This is a genomic window from Colwellia sp. MB3u-55, assembly GCF_014076785.1.
In the GTDB taxonomy this organism is placed as follows: Bacteria; Pseudomonadota; Gammaproteobacteria; order Enterobacterales; family Alteromonadaceae; genus Colwellia_A.
The window spans coordinates 250463-268263 of sequence record NZ_JACGUS010000122.1; the positions used below are offsets into that span (position 1 = coordinate 250463).

Sequence of the window (17801 nt, forward strand, 5' to 3'; positions counted from 1 at the left end):
AACCTTAACAGCAATGTTAAGGTTTTTTTCGTCTGAAATTTGTCGGTCGATACTTTGAAATTAAATACTCGAAAGTTAGAACTAACAGCTACTGATAAATGCAGTCACTCTTAACGTGCAGCAGTTCGACTCCGGCAGTCAGCAACCTTACTTCCATTCCGAAAGGAAGGAAAAAAACCTTAACAGCAATGTTAAGGTTTTTTTTCGTCTTAAGAAAAGTAAAACCACCTACTGATATGGTAAAAAGTACCTGTAATCTTGTTTTTTCCTGTAATTCATCAATCACTAGCTATATTCGATTGTGTAAAATTAGGCTACCCTGTTAACTGTTGTGACCATAAATAGACTGTCGACTCACGGTCATCAGCAATTAATAACAATTAACATATTTTCTACTTGGGTTAAAAAAGTAACTATGGCAAGGGAGCCTAAGTGCGATTTCTTAAATTTATCTTAATTGCTGTTATCACCTTACTGATTATTTTCACTATCACTTACAGTGCTAGAGTTTCAGTTATCAATTACCTTGTAAAAACACAATTCAATTCAGACAAAATAGCGCTGACTTGCCTAAATGTAAGCCTTACCAGTAATATGGCCATTAGAGTCAACAAGGCATGTTTACAGACCCCAAAGGCTAATATTCAAATTGTCAGTATGACTATACAATGGCAACTATCCCCTACCCTTAATATAACGGATATTGATATAGGGTTGGCAGAGATTAAAGGTACAGATCATTTATTCTCCAAAAAAGATGATGCTATCTTAAACAAAGAGCAAGAAAATCAAAACTTAAGCCAATTGCTTTCAACAAGCTTACAAACTTATGCACAACAGATTAAGCAGTTTAATTTACCGGCAAAAATAAATGTCACTAAACTTTCCTATTCACCGTTTACGCTTAGCAATAAAACTGAGACAAAATATATTGCTAATTTATCAACACTAGCTAATAACTTGTCTTTTACACTAACAACATCCGAAAGCGTAGCGTTTATTGAGGCTAAGCTAACCCGAGAGAAAGAAGGTTTTTCCATTGCGATCTCAAGTAAATTAAGTTTACTCAAAAGCTTTTTAAGCGCCCATCGATTACCTATTACCGCAGCATTAACAAACAACTTAGCAGCTAGCGAGATCACAGGGGATATCAACACACAGATAAAGTATCATGCGAACGCTATTAGCCTGCAAAATCAAATAAGCAATATCTCTATAATTTCTGAAAACGGCATAGACAACAGCGGCCCATTTAAACTATTAGGCGCGCTGAACTTCGATGGTCGATTTGATTTAAACCCCACAGAAACGACCCATGATATTTCCGCTAAAGACAAGATAACCGTCGCGTTAACCTTTGTTGGAAAAAATGAAATATTAGTGGAGTATAGTCAGCCACAGTTGTTAGCGAAGTTAACCCAAACAGGGCTATCACCAACGATGATGTCAATACTTAAAGAGAATCCGTTGACGCACGTAACCATAAAACCGCAAGGTAATGCCCGATTAACACTGAACGATAGTAAGGGCTACCTTAGTCATCTTGAAATAAGCGTCATTAGCGGCGCACGACCTCACCAAGTAAAAATTGATAATATTACTTTTGCCTTACCTACCCCACAAACACCTTATGCATTAGCAGTAGAGCATTTTATTATTGATAGTCAGCTGAAGTTGGCCAACATAGCCAAATACACTCCTGCGCCTATTGCTTTACACTTAATTGGCTCACTAAATAAAACCGAGCAAACAACAACGATTAATTTAACAGCAGACTCTTCAATCACCTTAAATAATATTGTGGTGCTTAAACAAATGACTGAGGGCAAAGATAATAATCAATCGCCCCATAAAATCACCACAAAAATGTCCACTGCACAAAAACCTCAAACACTGTTAAGTCTAAAAAAATTAACAACAAAGTTAACGGGTAGCTTAACGCTGTTAGGGGACAACAATCTAAGTATTAAACTAAAAGTTGGTAATCACGCTTCACAGCTGAATATTCCTAACAAACTAAAAATAACTTCGTTTAATGTTTTTAGTGAAATCAACGGCAGCTTTGACGATATTCAGCTTAATGCTCAAGCCAGTGCTGACGGAGTAAACCTAGGCAGTATTTTTTTTACTGGCCCAGTCAAGTCACCTAATCTAGTTATTACCGCCAAAAATTTACAACTCACCAACTTATTATCGTTAAATATCCAATTGCCGACTGAAGTTGAATTGATTGATGGCCTATTAGATTATAATATTTCGGGTCAAATAAACGCTTTAAACAATATTGAAAACACACCATTTAACGTTTCGCTGGCAATTACCTCACTCAGTGGTGAAATCAATGGCATTTGGTTGCAAGAGCTCAATTGGCAACAACATTTTTCCTTACTCGCAGGAAAAATAACGACTCTGCCTAATGCTAAAGAAAACCTAACCGTTGAATTAATTGAAACGGTTACCCCTATTTCAAAGCTATCAATTAACACTAACTGGACATTCGATAAAAGCTTTCAGCTTTCAGCCAACAAACTTAAGGCGAATGTTTTAGGGGGCAGCTTCTTTATTCCAAATATACAATGGCCTGTCGAACATGGGCATTCAGTTAATGTTCAGCTTAATAGTATAGACTTAGAGCAAGTATTAGCATTAGATGAAAAACAAGGTATTGTTGTAACGGGTAACATATCAGGCCAACTTCCCGTTACTTTTGATGGTGATAAATATATTATTGAAAAAGGTGAACTGCATAATACTAGCAATGGACTGATACAGGTCATTGATAACCCAGCCGTAACAGAGCTTAAAGCAAACAACAGTCAACTAAAACTGGCGTTTGATGCACTGCAAAACTTGCATTATCATCAGCTTTCCTCCGCAGTTACAATGGCAGACGACGGTTACATGCAGTTAAACACAGTAATAAAAGGTCGCAATCCAGATATTGATAACGATGTTAATTTAAATCTGAATTTGAGTTATGACTTACTTGGTTTACTTGAATCATTATCAATAACTCAACGTTTTGAAGAAAGCCTTATCAAAGGTTTACAAAAAAAGAAGGAGTAAGTATGAGTAAAATACTAATCGTGCTATTCACTGTTTTCATTATCAGTGCCTGTACACATAAGATAGAAGTTAGTGCAAAAGAACCGATCACCATTAATTTAAATTTGAAAATTGATCATGAAATAAAGGTGAAGGTAGATAAAGAACTAGACGACATATTTAGTGCTGAAAGCGACATATTTTAGGGAAAAACCATGAAAAATTTAACAAAGAAATTCATAATAAAAATAAGCTGTGCTCTATTGGTCTCTACTATAGCCTTTTCAGCTTGGGCTATTTCACTCGACGATGCAAAACAACAAGGTTTAGTTGGTGAAATGTCTAATGGTTACTTAGGTCTTATTATTGATAGCCCAGACGCGAAAAGCCTAGTCACCAGTGTTAACGAAAAGCGCAAAAGTATTTATATGAATTTAGCACGCACCAATAAAATCACCATGCAACAAGTCACCGCTTTAGCGGGTAAAAAAGCTTATGATAAAACTCAACCAAGCCACTTTATCCAAAATAGCGCGGGGCAATGGGTTAAAAAATAAAGTCTAGTAACTGCACCTAAAGCGAACAGCACGAGCGCATAGAGTGAACAAACCAAGATTATGATTTATAAGGACGTTACCAAAAACCACCAAAAAAGATGCTGTTACTGATGGTATTTAAGTATAAGCATAGCCTTCTCTAGAAAGAAACGAAACCTTAACAACAATGTTAAGGTTTCGTTTCGATATAAAAATAAAAAGCACAGACACTCACTTCAATTCAAATATCATAGATATTTTAATAACTGATCTGCTGTCGTCAGTCATATCGATTTTTAGTCATATGAAAGTGTGCTAAAAAGCACAGACACTCACTTTAATTCAAACAACAGAAATATTTTAATAACTGATCTTCTGTCGTCAGTCATATCGATTTTTAGTCATATGAAAGTGTGCTAAAACAGTTTTTCAACTTTATATTTCTTAAATCATCGATATTTTGGCAATTTTGTCCGCAGGAAGCACCTGATTAACAATCTGAAGATATTTTGATGGATTAACTATTTAAGAAAATAGTTGTTTGCAATGACTCAAATTTTGTCGTCGCTTTAACTGTTGATGCTGACAGTAATTACTCAGTGCAATTTCATGACCAATGGCACCATGGAACTGGGTATTAAACTCAGTGGTGATTATCAACCAATTTTCAGCCGATATATTTAATCGATTAAGTATTGCAGGTTGGTTTTCTTCTATGAAACCAGATGTACCTTCTCTAATGCATCTACCTGTTAACTCAATTAATTTAAGATAATCTTTGAGTTCAAAAGGTAAACCTTTTGGCATACCCTTTATTGGATTGCCAATAAAGGGTAATAGCGTGCTAGGCTGCTTGCTTTTTTCTGCCTGTTCACATCGAAGTTTAATACTTGTATGTTCTGAATTTTCTGGTGTTTGTGCAGCATTAGCTCGAATAGGGTTTAAATCAACATATGCCATACAAGATGCAAGAGCAGCTTCGTCTAATAGCGCTTGTGATTTAAATCTACCTTCCCAGAATCTACCTTTGCAGTCATCTTCTTGATTAGCGGCCCTAGCAATACCCTCATTGATATAACCCATAAACCAACTAATTTTCATCAGACGTTTTCGATAAACCTTAGCGGTTGACTTAACTATATCAAGTAATGGTTTTGCTAAGGCTTCACCTTGACAATATTGCTTGGTCAGTAAGGTACCTTTGTATAAAGTATGCCAACGTTCAAGAACTTCTATCATGCTCCATTGCTTAGCTTTTGCCTCATCAATAAATACGACTACATGATAATGGTTACTCATTACCGCATAAGCACAGACATCGATAGCGAATACTTGCGTAAGAAAATGAAGTTTGTCTTCTACCCAGCCTCGACGGTGTTCATAGCTTTGGCCTGAATATTTATCTTCACCACATAAGAAAGCCCGTCGAACACAACGAGCTACACAATGATAATAAGGGGTGTCTTCTAAACTAATTTGTTGCTTCCTTGGCGTTGCCATCATTCATCCTAAATAACATAGCTACGTTATTTTAGCTTAGTGCAAAGACTGTTATTGTTCAATTTTAAGTGAGTGTCTGCTTAGGTCTTTTTTAACTTTTTAAAAGAGTGTCTGCTTAGGTCTTGAAGTGAGTGTCTTTGTCCTGATTTTTTTTAATATGCTTGTATAAGTTGATTTTTTGGTATAAAAATCACAATAATCGTCTTTTTGCACTCTACGATGAGAGAAAAGTATGATTAATACCAAAATTAATTAGGAATTTAAATGGAAGCAAATAGTGTTACCGTCCGTCATTTAACATTGCAAGATATGACAGAGCTTCGCAAGGCGAGTGAATCAGTTTACCTTAATAAAGAATTAGCAACGTGGAATGAACCCACGGTTAAAGCCTTATTAACTAAATTTCCAGATGGGCAAATCTGTGTAGTTGTTGATGGCATTGTTGTCGGTTGTGCCTTCTCATTAATAATTGAATATGCTGATTTTGGCGATGAACATACTTATTCTGAAATCACTAGCAATATGACCTTTGATAATCATGATCCTAAAGGCGACTCTTTATATGGAATAGAGGTCTTTATTCATCCTGATTATCGCGGCTTACGATTAGCTAGGCGCTTGTACGATGCTCGTAAGGAGCTTTGTGAAAACTTGAATTTACGCGCTATTGTAGCCGGTGGTCGTATGCCAAACTATGCGCAACATTCAGATAAAATGAGCGCTAAACAGTATATTGAAAAAGTAAAAATCAAAGAATTATATGATCCGGTATTAAGTTTTCAGCTCGCCAATGATTTTTATGTCCGCAAGTTACTAACCGGTTACCTATCGGGTGATAGCGAATCAATGGAGTATGCCACGTTACTTGAATGGCCGAATATCTTTTATACTAAATCGGTAAAACTTATCAATGCTCCGCGCTCAGAGGTTCGTTTAGGTTTAGTGCAATGGCAAATGCGTTCGATGAAAAGTATTGATGATTTATTTGAACAAATGGAATTTTATGTCGATGCAGTATCCGATTATAAAAGTGATTTTGTGCTGTTTCCTGAATTGTTCAATGCACCTTTGATGGCAGAATTTAACCATTTACGTTTAACAGAGAGTATTCGCAGGCTATCGGAATATACCGAACAAATTCGTGATAAATTTATCGAATTTGCGATAAGTTACAATATTAATATTATTACCGGTAGCATGCCTTTTTTTGTTGATGGCAGTCTTTATAACTCAGGCTTTTTGTGCCGCCGTGATGGTTCATGGGAACGTTATGATAAAATTCATTTAACGCCAGCAGAAGTGCGCAGTTGGTCTATGGTCGGTGGTAAAAATCTCAAGGTGTTTGATACTGACTGCGGCAAAATTGGTATCATGATTTGTTATGATGTTGAATTTCCAGAGTACTCTAGAATACTTGCCGACCAGGGAATGAATATCTTGTTTGTGCCTTTCTTAACAGACACCCAGAATGGCTACACACGTGTGCGTCACTGTGCAATGGCAAGAGCGATTGAAAATGAATGTTATGTTGCCATAGCTGGCGCGGTAGGTAATTTGCCAAAAGTAAATAATATGGATATTCAATATGCCCAATCTGCGGTATTTACACCGTCTGATTTTGCTTTTCCAACAACGGGTATCAAAGCAGAAGCAACACCTAACTCAGAAATGACTGTTATTGTAGACGTAAATCTAGATTTATTGAAACAGTTACATAGTCACGGTGCTGTACATACCATGCGTGATAGACGCCATGATTTGTATAGTATTACCCAACATAAAAAAGATTAGTTGGTCATTTTTATAAGCAATTAAATATATTTACCTGCTCATAATCTGCGGGGTCAACGCACTAAAATCGAATATCAAAATCAGTGCACTTGCCCCGCAAATTAAATTCCCCCTATCAATTTGTGCACTAATTCAGGTCTCAAGTTGAATTATCAACAGGTCTCAAGTTGAATTATCAACAGCACTCATCAATAATAATTGTTACCTATCATTATTTATTTTGTTGGACATTAAGCGGCTGTTAAATTCTAATTCGCCTTAGTTACCCATGAAGAATTGCCATTCTATTGTTAAGTAGGATAAGTAAAGGAAAATCAATGAACAAAGATAATCTTGCTCACGCTCGCGCGCACTATAACGTACGTCATTGGAGTCAGGGCTATTTCGGTATTAATGATGCTGGAAATGTATATGTTGCGCCAAAGTTTGAGCGTCAGGATCACACAGTAGATTTAATCAATATCGCTAAAATGATTGAAGATAAAGGCTTAACACTGCCTGCATTAGTGCGTTTCCCGCAAATAATTCATCATCGCATTCACAGTCTATGTGAAGCCTTTAATAAGGCGATAGAAGATTATGATTATCAGGAAAAATATTTATTAGTTTATCCTATTAAAGTCAATCAACAGCGTGAAGTTGTTGATGAAATTTTGGCGAGCCAAAATAATAAAGAGTCCACACAACTTGGCCTTGAAGCAGGCAGTAAAGCAGAATTATTAGCTGTTTTAGCTATGGCTCAAAAGGTTTCATCGGTTATTGTTTGTAACGGCTATAAAGACCGAGAATATGTGCGCTTAGCGTTAATTGGCGAAAAATTAGGTCATAAGGTTCATATCGTTTTAGAAAAAATGTCTGAATTAGAAATGATTTTAACCGAAGCAAAGAAACTCAATGTTGAACCTCGCTTAGGGATCCGTGTTCGTTTAGCCTCTCAAGGCAAAGGTAAATGGCAAGCCAGTGGCGGTGAAAAATCAAAGTTTGGTTTATCAGCTTCGCAAGTACTTAATGTTGTAAAAGTCCTTAAAGCAGAAAACATGCTGGACGCCTTAAAACTTGTGCATTTTCACTTAGGCTCACAAATAGCCAATATAAGAGATGTAAGATTAGGTGTTAGTGAGGCGGCACGTTTTTATTGCGAACTGCGCAACCTAGGCGCAGGTATTTTATGCATGGATGTTGGTGGCGGTTTGGCCATTGACTATGATGGTACACGAAGCCAATCTCATAACTCAATGAATTACAGCGTTGCTGAGTACGCGAATAACATCGTCCATACTATTGGTGATATTTGTAAAAGTTATCATCAACCTATGCCGATGATTATTTCGGAATCAGGCAGAGCATTAACCGCACATCATGCAGTACTTATTTCTAATGTTATTGGCACTGAGTCTTACGAACCAGAAAATATAATAGCGCCTACGCCTGATGAATCTATTTTATTAAGTAATATGTGGCGTTCGTTAACGCAACTAAATGACCGTAATGATGATCGCGCCTTAATTGAAATTTATCATGATACTCAAAGTGATTTAGCTGAAGTACACAACCAGTTTTCGATGGGGTTATTAAATTTAACCCAACGCGCTTGGGCTGAACAAATTAATTTACGTGTTTGTTATGAATTAAATCAATTAATGGATGGAAAAAATCGTTTTCATCGCCCAATAATGGATGATTTAACCGAAAAACTTGCTGATAAATTTTTTGTTAATTTTTCTTTATTTCAATCACTACCCGATGCATGGGGCATTGATCAGGTTTTTCCTGTTTTACCCTTAAGTAACTTAGAAAAATCACATGAAAAACGAGCGGTATTATTAGATATTACTTGTGATTCCGATGGTACTATTGACCATTATGTTGACGGACAAGGTATTGAAAGCACATTACCAGTACCGGCATGGACAGAAGATGAACCTTATTTACTTGGTTTTTTCTTAGTGGGTGCTTATCAAGAAATTTTGGGTGATATGCATAATTTATTCGGTGACACTCACAGTGCTGTGGTCTTCATCAATGACGACGGTGAAGCAGAAATCACTGAAATTAATGAAGGCGATACGGTAGAAGATATGCTGAACTACGTGCATTTAGATGCCGAATTATTTAAAAAAACCTATGCCGAGCTTATTGATGCTAGATTATCAAAAAGTGAAGGTGAAGAAATTTTTAAAGAGTTAGTTGATGGCTTACAAGGCTACACCTACCTTGAAGATTTATAGAGATTAAGTACAATGAAAAATATTTTCAATCAAGTTGATGAGTCAATTTACTCAAATGCAATGACATTTTTACGTCAGCCTTTAGTGCAAAATCCCATTGAGTCGGCTGCTGATATTGTTGTTTTAGGCTTACCCTATGACATGGCCACCACCGGGCGCTCAGGCGCTCGAATGGGCCCTACTGCTATTAGGCAAGCTTCAATTAATTTGGCTTGGGAAGGTAAGCGATTTCCTTGGCCTTTTAGCTTATTAAAACACTGTAAAATCATTGATGCTGGCGACTTGGTTTTTTCTCCAGGAGACTCTGCACATTTTTGTACGCAAGTTGAAACGGCTGTAGGTCAGTTACTTGATGCAGACAAAACGGTTTTATCGCTAGGCGGCGATCATTTTGTTACTTTGCCAATACTACGTGCTTATGCGAAAAAATTTGGCACTATGGCACTGATACATTTCGATGCGCATACTGATACTTATAGCAATGGTAGTTGTTATGACCATGGCACTATGTTTTATCATGCGCCTAAAGAAAACCTCATAGATAGAGATAAATCTATTCAGGTCGGTATTCGCACAAATTACAAAGAGCAAGACCATGGTTTTTCTGTCATTAATGCCATGCAAGCTAATGATATGAGTGTCAGTGAGATCACCGCATTAATTAAAGCTAGGGTTGGCGATACGCCAGTTTACTTAACCTTTGATATTGATTGTTTAGATCCCGCCTTTGCTCCTGGTACAGGTACGCCAGTATGTGGCGGTTTAACCACAGATAAAGTGTTGAAGATATTGAGAGGTTTAGTAGGTATTAATCTGATTGGCATGGACGTAGTTGAAGTCGCTCCTTCTTATGATCACAGTGAAGTTACTGCGTTAGCCGCTGCAACAATAGCGTTAGAATTAGCACATATTTGGACCGCTAAGCATAAGCTTGTATAACAAAGCAGGTAAGTTATTTTTACGCAATAACTTACCTGTTTACTAAGTTAAAGCCAACATTAAAAAAGTGAATGTTAACAATAAAGATTGGCGAGTTAATTCGCCAAAATTTTCAACTCTTGAACAAGAAAAAAAACAATCTCAATACCAATTAACACGATAATAGTCCATTCTAAAAATGATGAATGTTGATGCTTTTGTTCAGCCGCTAACATTTCAAATAGTTCATGTATAGTCGAAAGCTTTTTAGATAATAATTCGACGCGTTGATGAATATCCATATAACGCGCCATACGTTCGTAAGTCGCTTCATATTCAGGGTATTCCCAAATAAAGTCTGGGGTATCAAGTAATCCATAATGTAAAATAATATCGCTTTTAGTACTCAGTAGCGTACCTCTAATTTTAGCTATTTCTTTTTGGCTAATCGATATTTTACCCAGTTTAGACAACTCTTCAGAAATATGAGAATAATCCATTATTTTATTTTGTGCTTGAAGTTCAAATTCCATCAATTTGTTTGATTGCGCCAACGCATGGCTTATCGCAAGACGTGTCAACGGATCGTTATCCGGTAGTACTATGGTATCTTTTTTAATGATCAGTTCATTAGAAAAAGTAAAGCATAAATGTTCTTCAATATTTTCAATATAGAGGGTGTTATCACTCTTAAGTCGATTGATTAATGCTTGGCGTTCACCTGTGGCTACTGCCCAAAAAACCACTACACCATAGTCAAATATCCAATACTCTCCTGTTGCCACGATTATTTGTACGGCGTCTCTGTAACGAGTACCGCCTTCATAAAAGCGTTTATCTATATTCGATTTTTCTGATAAAAAATTATCGCCAAAATTATAAACTGATAATTTATCGTTGCTAAAAATGACTTCATTACCTGCCATTAAGTTACTCATGATTACTCTTATAAGTGGTTGTCTGATTTTTATTCGATTTAAAATACATTAAAAAATTTAGTCGCTATTGATCAACAAAAAAGTTGTTTTGATGAACAGTAACTAACTAAATTTGCTAGATTCTGCGCCGTTAATAGAAATACTCAATATCAATTTTTTAATCAGTCTGATAAAAAAATTGATATCGTTTAGTTGTTTAACGCCGCATATAATGGCGACAATGTTTGCTATATTTTAGTTAATGTTTTTAGCTTAAAAAATAAAATAGGGCTTAAACTAACCGGAAGACAAAAACGTAATGAATATCTGCTGGGAGTTTTACAAGAATGGTTAAAAGATGTAGTGATTTTTTTGTTTGTAAAAAGAGGATGTTCTTTATAGGTTAAACTAACAGCAACAATCTGGTTGTTACTGTACGTTATGATAAATTAAATGTGAGCGTTTACTTGCAGCGAAAGTAAATAGAAATAAGCATTAATCTTTAACTTATTTAAGTCTTCCCCTAGTGCCTCTGATTTCATTTTTGCTCATTTTTTTTAAAATTTCGTTTTCAATATCAATTCCTTGCCAATGGGAAATATCAAGCACTCTTAGGATAATATCGGCAAGCTCTTCGCCAAAGGCATCACTAGGTTTTTCGTGCCGACATTCATTAATAGCCTCACCGACTTCTGATGCAACAAGGGCTAATGCTTCTAGCGTTGTTTTATTATGCCAACCCATTTTTTCTACCCAAAGATAGTTCTTCTCTGCTATTTCGTTAATCTTCATTTTTTTCACTTATTTTGTTTACGTTTGTTTTTTATCGTACATATTTAGTACTTATAGTTGCCAACTCGCATCTGGTCGCCAATTGTTGATCCATGCTGGCACATCAAACGGTGGCATAGGTTTGGCTATACCATAACCTTGTGCCAAATTACAGCCTAGTTGCAACAGCGCCTTACCATGTTCAATCGTTTCAACACCTTCAGCAATAACTTCACGTTTAAATGATTTAGCCAAAGCGATAACACCTTCAACAATGGCAAAATCATCGGTATCGATCAGCATATCTCGAACAAAGCTTTGATCTATCTTAATTAAGTCTGCGGGTAGTCGTCTCAAGTAAGTCAAGGAGGAATACCCCGTGCCAAAATCATCTAAGGCAAAGCTTACGCCTAATGCAATACACTCCAGCATGGTTGTTGAAACATGATGGACATCATCTAAGGCACTGGTTTCCAATACCTCTAGTTCTAAATAGCAAAGTTTAACATTAGGGTGCGCTGCTAATAAAGTTGTTAATCGCTGAGTAAAGTCAGGCTGCTGTAATTGAACCGCGGCAATATTTACACTAATGCTAGCCGGAAGGTCGAGGCCCATTTTTTGCCATTGGCTTATTTGTGTTAGTGCGGTATCAATAACCCATTCGCCCAATTCGATACTCATCGGATTATTTTCAATAATAGGCAAAAAGTCGAGGGGATTTAATAATCCTCTACTGGGATGTTGCCAGCGGATAAGGGCTTCAACACCAATCACTTTGCCTGTTTTCATATTAACCTTAGGCTGATAATAAAGCACAAATTGCTGGTTATCGAGTGCACTGCGAATGGCCTCAAGGCTTTCCTGTTGTGTTTTAACCGCATCATCTTACGCAGTATCAAATAGATGATAACGATTTTCACCTGATTCTTTCGCCACATACATGGCTTGGTCAGCATGGCGCATAAGTTGGTTAGCATCAACGCTGTCTTGTGGATAAAGAGTTACGCCTATACTGGTTGATACATTTAACACGACGTTACTAACGGTCACTGGCTCAAATGCGGCTAATAACAAGCGATCTAATATCGGCTCACAGTCTTCAACCTTTGTTAAATTAGTTAATACCACAACAAATTCATCACCACCAATACGAGCTAAAGTATCACCTTCGCGAAGTGCCGCTTTCATGCGTATGGAAATTTCAACTAGCAGTTCATCCCCCACATTATGGCCATGCTCATCATTAACAAGTTTAAAGCCGTCTAAATCTAAAAAAACCACAGCGAGTGTTTGCATATTTCGGCTACATTGCAACATAGATTGAGATAATCGGTCGGCCAGTAGCACCCGATTTGGTAAGTTGGTCAGTACGTCATAATGGGCAATATGCTCTAACTGACTTTGATGTTCTTTCATTGGAGTGATGTCGGTAAATAACGCAACATAGTACTTATTTGACCATTAACATCTTTAACCGAACTAATATTAAGCATTTCAGCATAAATTTCACCGTTTTTACGACTGTTCCATATTTCACCAGACCAAGCCCCTTTAGTCTGCAGCACTTGCAAAATCTCGCTATAAAACTCGGCGGGGTGTATTCCTGATTGTAAAAAATTCGGCTTCTGTCCAATCACCTCAACAGCGCTATAACCGATTGAAGTGACAAAGGTATTATTGACATTAATAATGGTCCCTTTGGCGTCGGTTATCATGATGCCTTCACCGGCATGAGTAAAAACACTGGCAGCGAGTTTTAATTCTTCTTCGGCTAGTTTTCGTTTGGTAATATCATTAATGACCCCGACGATAAAATAGTCACCTTTACCATCTATGAATCGATTCTTTCAGTTAATATAGCTCTAGTATCTGAGCCATTAATCGTAAGGGTTTATTCACTTAAAGTCGCTTCCCCTTTATCTAGTACTAACCTATCAATTGCTAAAAAATGATCACGCTCGCTATGAGGTACTGTTTCAGCGAGTGTTTTTCCGATGATTTCGTTTCTAGTTAAGTTAAAAATCTGGCAAAAAGCATCGTTAACGAGTAACAATCGACATTCATTATCCTTTACGAATATAGGATCGTCGTGATTATTAAAAACCACATCGAGATACATCTCTATATCATGGGGGTTTACCTCGAATTGCTCTAGCGCAGTAGTATTTTGATCCTGTTCAAACACCATTTAACATAGTTCCTTGTTGGACAATTCAAGCAAAAAGTATTCAATAACACTACTGGAAGTTGCAAGTAATACACTTTACTATACGTTTATTTTATATCGATATTGGAGAGTTCGCCTGCCTAAATATTGCACTTGAGACTTTTTAGGCAACCTTGATTGTTTCAAGGCAAAGTGTTTTAAATATAAGGTTAGGCTAAAAGGATGTCAAGTGCGCAGATACTCGCCAGTTTATTGACTGGCCAGCGGTTGATCCCTTAGTAAAGTAAAGATTTCTTTATTAAAAAATAATTATGTTAATACAGAGAATAATTCGAGCTATTTTTCTGCGAACGAGGTTAAGTGCTTAGCGACCTTAGCGAACAGGTCTATCTTGAACAACAATAAAAAATCACAACCAGCTGATTCACTGTTATCCTTGTGCAGACAATATATTTAAAGCAAATAGCTATTTTATTAGCTTTGCTTATAACCTTGTTCGGCTATTAACAAGGTTATAAGCTTAATACCCAAATTCATCTGATAAAAAAACACTGATGATTACCATCAGTGTTTTTTATAAAAAGTTAACAACCTAAACAATCATTACGCTTATTGCTTAAGGCGTCTTACTGCTAATCCCATTATACCTAAGGCAAAAATAGCTAAACTGGTCGGCTCTGGTACTTTATTCATTACGACATTATCCATTATACCATAAAGATTATTGGTACTTAACATCGATATGCTAATTTTATCTACCATAACCCCCTTCAAATTAGACGCTTCTTCAGTTGATAACTGACCATTCCATTGTGAGGTAGTCGTCGTATATGCGTCAATTCCTTGAAGTACGTTATCTAGAAAACCCTTCACAATGAAACGGTCACCCTGATTGTAGAGTGAAGCGATATCAAACGTTTCAAAAGTAAATAAGCCGTTAGTTGAGAAAAACCAATTTGATGGTACCTGTGAACCACCATCAGAAAAAGCGGTTTTACCAGTATAAAATTCTGGGTTTACAATCTTAGTATCTTCCCCAATAGCACTAATATAAAAGCCGTTGTCGAAACCTTCTGTAAAATCACCTATAGCTAAGCTTTCAAAATCGATGGTAATTAGTGATGCCGATGCGACATTAACTAAACAACTACACGCGAAGATAAAGCTTGTGACACTGGCTGTTATAAATTTAGTTTTCATTTGATATTCCTATTTATTCTCAAAAAATAATATTAATGAGTAATGCTAAAAAAGATAATTCATCAATGTGTTGCGCTAATAAAAAGCTAATCTGGTACTGGTATATATTGTAATAATAGTGGGTAATTAAAGCCTATCTGATGTTACCCGATAGGCTTTAATTGCCTTGATACTCAGTCTATAGGTAGTTATTAAAAAAACGTGTCGCGGCTACTGCGTAATCAGCGCGGCTAACTCGTGTTTCACCGTTAAAGGTCGCCGTTATAGTAGGGACTAAATCGTTAGCACCCTGTTGAACGTCAAACCTTGCGCCTAATATCCCTAATTGCAAGGCTCGTTGTACGTAACCTTTCATTTCTTGTGGAATATCAGCTTGGTCTGCTATCACTATCAGTTGCTCGCCATAAAGAGCTTTAATGTCACCGGTAAAGTTTTCTACATCCGATTGCAAAGCCAGTGACTGTACAAAAGAATAAGCTAACTCATTACGATTAACTGAGCCTTGTGGGTTAAAATGAGTACCATTAGTCAACATTACCGCATGTTGATCTTGTGCACCATTTCGTAAAGCGGCACCCTTTTCACTAACCGCATTAATAGCAGCAGTGTAAGTAGTATTTCCTGTAACATCAGCAAATGTGGTTGTTGTTGCCAAATTTGATTGACGAATACCAGCACCTAAGCTTAAAAAATCAGCTAGGTCTTGACGGGTAAGGTTATTATCTGGTTCGAAACCTAGCGCATTTGCATCGACTAATTCTTCACTAACTGCGAATTCAATAAACGCTTTAGCAGGGTGGTTAGTCAAGTCATCAAGACCAAGATAACCGTCAGTTTTTATAATCTTAACTGTTACGTCAATATCACCAGGTACTGCATAACCATTGGTTAATCCAGTAGGGTCAAGCGCAACACCGGAAAGACTACCAATACCACCTGCTTTAAGTATCCAATCACCCGCTTCAGCTGGCGCTGTCACTGCAATGTTTTGACCTAAAACAGGTAAAGCAATACTTGACCCGTAACGTTTGCCCGAAGGACTAGTCAAGGTAAGTGCTACCGTATTATCATCAATGTTTGCTCGAACCATCACCATAGAAGCTTCAGCATTGACGGTCACAACAACACCTTTATTATCACCAACAGGACTAAACGGCACAGACATATCATCTTCTGACTGCACTGAGGTTAACGCTTTAGCATTAAAATCACGGTTGATTTTAGTTGTTTTGCCAAAGGCTAAACTTTTATCGACAATTGATTGTACTGCCGCGTAGGCATTGACATAACCTGCGCCTGCTTCCCACGTTTCTCTTCCTGGCATATTGGTTGCGGTTTCTTGCAATATTGACTTCACTTCACGCCACGTTAGGCTAGGGTTAGCTTCTAACATCAAAGCAACAACACCAGCAACATGTGGAGCCGACATCGACGTACCACTCATAGAAGTATAATAAGGTACGTGATTAGCTTCCATCACGTCGCTATCATCGGCAACACTCAAGGCACTTAAGCTAGATAATGAAGCACGGGTTGAAATAATATCAACACCTGGGGCAGTAACAGTAGGACGGTCTTCCCACTGAAAGAGCTCACCACCAACCGTAACTTCACCACCTTTACCTTTAACACCTCGTGAACTAAAGTCAGCTAATTTACCGTCTTTATCACCCGCTGCTACGGTAATGACCCAAGGCGCTTTTTTGAAGTTACCAGTGATTGTCGCTTCGCCACTACCCGAGTTACCCGCAGAGAAAACGACAATAATACCCGCATCTGATAACGTTTTAGTGACAACATTGGTTGGATGGTCAGGGTTAAAGTCAGTACCTGTATCACTTGTACTACCAAAAGAGTTTGAAATAACGCGAATATTATAATCAAATTGATGCGTCTTAGCGTAATCAAAACCACCAATAGTGTCTAAAATAAATAAACCAGCACCTGAGCCATAACCAATAATTTTTGCGCCAGGAGCAACACCTTGATATTCACCCCTGGACATCGCACCGTTGCCGCCAATAATGCCCGCAACATGAGAGCCATGACCACCAGCAATATCACTGTTTGCGATATCTTCTTGGTAAGTTATGGGTAAAATATCTGATAACGATTTTAGGTTAGTTTGTGCCAATACGTTTTGAACAACGTGGTTAGGAAATTTAATGTCGCTGTGCGTGCCATCAACACCCGAGTCATTAACCACAACCCCGATACCACGTCCAGAATATGGCATACCGTTACTACGTAACGATTTATCATCACGTAAGCGGTCAACACCGGTAATTTGTGTTGCTCTATTATTTTCTAATGACAATGGTGCGTTGTAGTAAACAGAGCGTACTTTATTTGATTTATAAATAGCTTCTATTTGCGCCTTTGTTGCCGTTATACCGACAATAGGAAACTGCTTAAAGCTTACGCCACCAATAACACCCGTCGATTCAATAACGTTTAGCTGTTGTGCATTAATAGCTCCTTTACCTTCGAAAGTAACGATGACGTTAAAAACTTCATGTACTTCAGCAGTCGCCATCAAACCTTTCAGTTCAGGTCCGATAGATTTAGCGGCAATATTTAGCGACATGAAAGTTAAGCCTGCACCGATAAGGCCAGCGATTAATATTTTATTTTTTAATTGTGTTTTTAGCATTGGAATAACCCTTATATGTTTTGATACATCGAGCATGCCAAACATTAAGCTTTAAAATAATCAGGTAAAACCCCT

At 37.3% G+C, this 17801-nt stretch carries 11 protein-coding genes and 1 pseudogene; 6 read left to right on the plus strand and 6 right to left on the minus strand.

The window, feature by feature from the left end; all coding sequences use genetic code 11:
* Positions 1–432 precede the first annotated feature (432 nt).
* The 3 genes from H4J66_RS20680 to H4J66_RS17360 are packed head-to-tail and all read left to right on the plus strand — an operon-like array spanning position 433 to position 3602.
* On the plus strand, positions 433–3066 hold the full coding sequence (locus tag H4J66_RS20680) for a YdbH domain-containing protein (protein ID WP_182176194.1): 2634 nt from the start codon (positions 433–435) through the stop codon (positions 3064–3066).
* Between the two features lie 2 nt (positions 3067–3068).
* Entirely contained in the window at positions 3069–3251 is a 183-nt protein-coding gene (locus tag H4J66_RS17355; RefSeq protein WP_070374683.1) for a YnbE family lipoprotein, read from the plus strand.
* A 9-nt stretch (positions 3252–3260) separates the two neighbouring features.
* Positions 3261–3602 (plus strand): YdbL family protein, encoded by a 342-nt coding sequence (locus tag H4J66_RS17360; protein ID WP_182176195.1) that lies wholly within the window; start codon positions 3261–3263, stop codon positions 3600–3602.
* A 504-nt stretch (positions 3603–4106) separates the two neighbouring features.
* On the opposite strand, the gene H4J66_RS17365 is transcribed toward H4J66_RS17360, so the two are convergent.
* Positions 4107–5081 carry a transposase gene (locus H4J66_RS17365; protein WP_182176196.1) on the minus strand — a complete coding sequence of 325 codons (975 nt, stop codon included), beginning with the start codon at positions 5079–5081 and terminating at the stop codon, positions 4107–4109.
* A 264-nt stretch (positions 5082–5345) separates the two neighbouring features.
* Between H4J66_RS17365 and H4J66_RS17370 the strand changes: the two genes are divergently transcribed.
* From H4J66_RS17370 to speB, 3 genes are all read left to right on the plus strand, one after another.
* Positions 5346–6872, plus strand: coding sequence for a carbon-nitrogen hydrolase family protein (locus H4J66_RS17370; protein WP_182176197.1), 1527 nt, complete (start codon positions 5346–5348; stop codon positions 6870–6872).
* Between the two features lie 317 nt (positions 6873–7189).
* Positions 7190–9100 carry a biosynthetic arginine decarboxylase gene (speA, locus tag H4J66_RS17375; RefSeq protein ID WP_182176198.1) on the plus strand — a complete coding sequence of 637 codons (1911 nt, stop codon included), beginning with the start codon at positions 7190–7192 and terminating at the stop codon, positions 9098–9100.
* A 12-nt stretch (positions 9101–9112) separates the two neighbouring features.
* Entirely contained in the window at positions 9113–10039 is a 927-nt protein-coding gene (gene speB / locus H4J66_RS17380; protein WP_182176199.1) for an agmatinase, read from the plus strand.
* A gap of 95 nt (positions 10040–10134) precedes the next feature.
* Here speB and H4J66_RS17385 read toward each other — a convergent pair whose 3' ends face one another.
* From H4J66_RS17385 to H4J66_RS17410, 5 genes and pseudogenes are all read right to left on the minus strand, one after another.
* Positions 10135–10956, minus strand: coding sequence for an RMD1 family protein (locus H4J66_RS17385; protein WP_259369166.1), 822 nt, complete (start codon positions 10954–10956; stop codon positions 10135–10137).
* Positions 10957–11442: 486 nt separating this feature from the next.
* Entirely contained in the window at positions 11443–11727 is a 285-nt protein-coding gene (locus H4J66_RS17390; RefSeq protein WP_070374689.1) for a MazG nucleotide pyrophosphohydrolase domain-containing protein, read from the minus strand.
* Positions 11728–11778: 51 nt separating this feature from the next.
* A pseudogene (locus tag H4J66_RS17395) lies at positions 11779–13894 on the minus strand (putative bifunctional diguanylate cyclase/phosphodiesterase).
* A gap of 588 nt (positions 13895–14482) precedes the next feature.
* Positions 14483–15073, minus strand: a complete 591-nt coding sequence (locus H4J66_RS17405) for a PEP-CTERM sorting domain-containing protein (RefSeq protein ID WP_182176201.1) — start codon at positions 15071–15073, stop codon at positions 14483–14485.
* A gap of 178 nt (positions 15074–15251) precedes the next feature.
* A complete protein-coding gene (locus H4J66_RS17410; protein WP_182176202.1) occupies positions 15252–17726 on the minus strand; it encodes a S8 family serine peptidase in 2475 nt (824 codons plus the stop codon).
* Between the last annotated feature and the right edge of the window lie 75 nt (positions 17727–17801).

Coding starts and splice junctions, on each gene's coding strand:
- H4J66_RS17355 (WP_070374683.1), top strand. CDS start 3,069: ATGAGTAAAATACTAATCGTGCTATTCACTGTTTTCATTATCAGTGCC.
- H4J66_RS17360 (WP_182176195.1), top strand. CDS start 3,261: ATGAAAAATTTAACAAAGAAATTCATAATAAAAATAAGCTGTGCTCTA.
- H4J66_RS17365 (WP_182176196.1), bottom strand. CDS start 5,081: ATGGCAACGCCAAGGAAGCAACAAATTAGTTTAGAAGACACCCCTTAT.
- H4J66_RS17370 (WP_182176197.1), top strand. CDS start 5,346: ATGGAAGCAAATAGTGTTACCGTCCGTCATTTAACATTGCAAGATATG.
- speA (WP_182176198.1), top strand. CDS start 7,190: ATGAACAAAGATAATCTTGCTCACGCTCGCGCGCACTATAACGTACGT.
- speB (WP_182176199.1), top strand. CDS start 9,113: ATGAAAAATATTTTCAATCAAGTTGATGAGTCAATTTACTCAAATGCA.
- H4J66_RS17385 (WP_259369166.1), bottom strand. CDS start 10,956: ATGAGTAACTTAATGGCAGGTAATGAAGTCATTTTTAGCAACGATAAA.
- H4J66_RS17390 (WP_070374689.1), bottom strand. CDS start 11,727: ATGAAGATTAACGAAATAGCAGAGAAGAACTATCTTTGGGTAGAAAAA.
- H4J66_RS17405 (WP_182176201.1), bottom strand. CDS start 15,073: ATGAAAACTAAATTTATAACAGCCAGTGTCACAAGCTTTATCTTCGCG.
- H4J66_RS17410 (WP_182176202.1), bottom strand. CDS start 17,726: ATGCTAAAAACACAATTAAAAAATAAAATATTAATCGCTGGCCTTATC.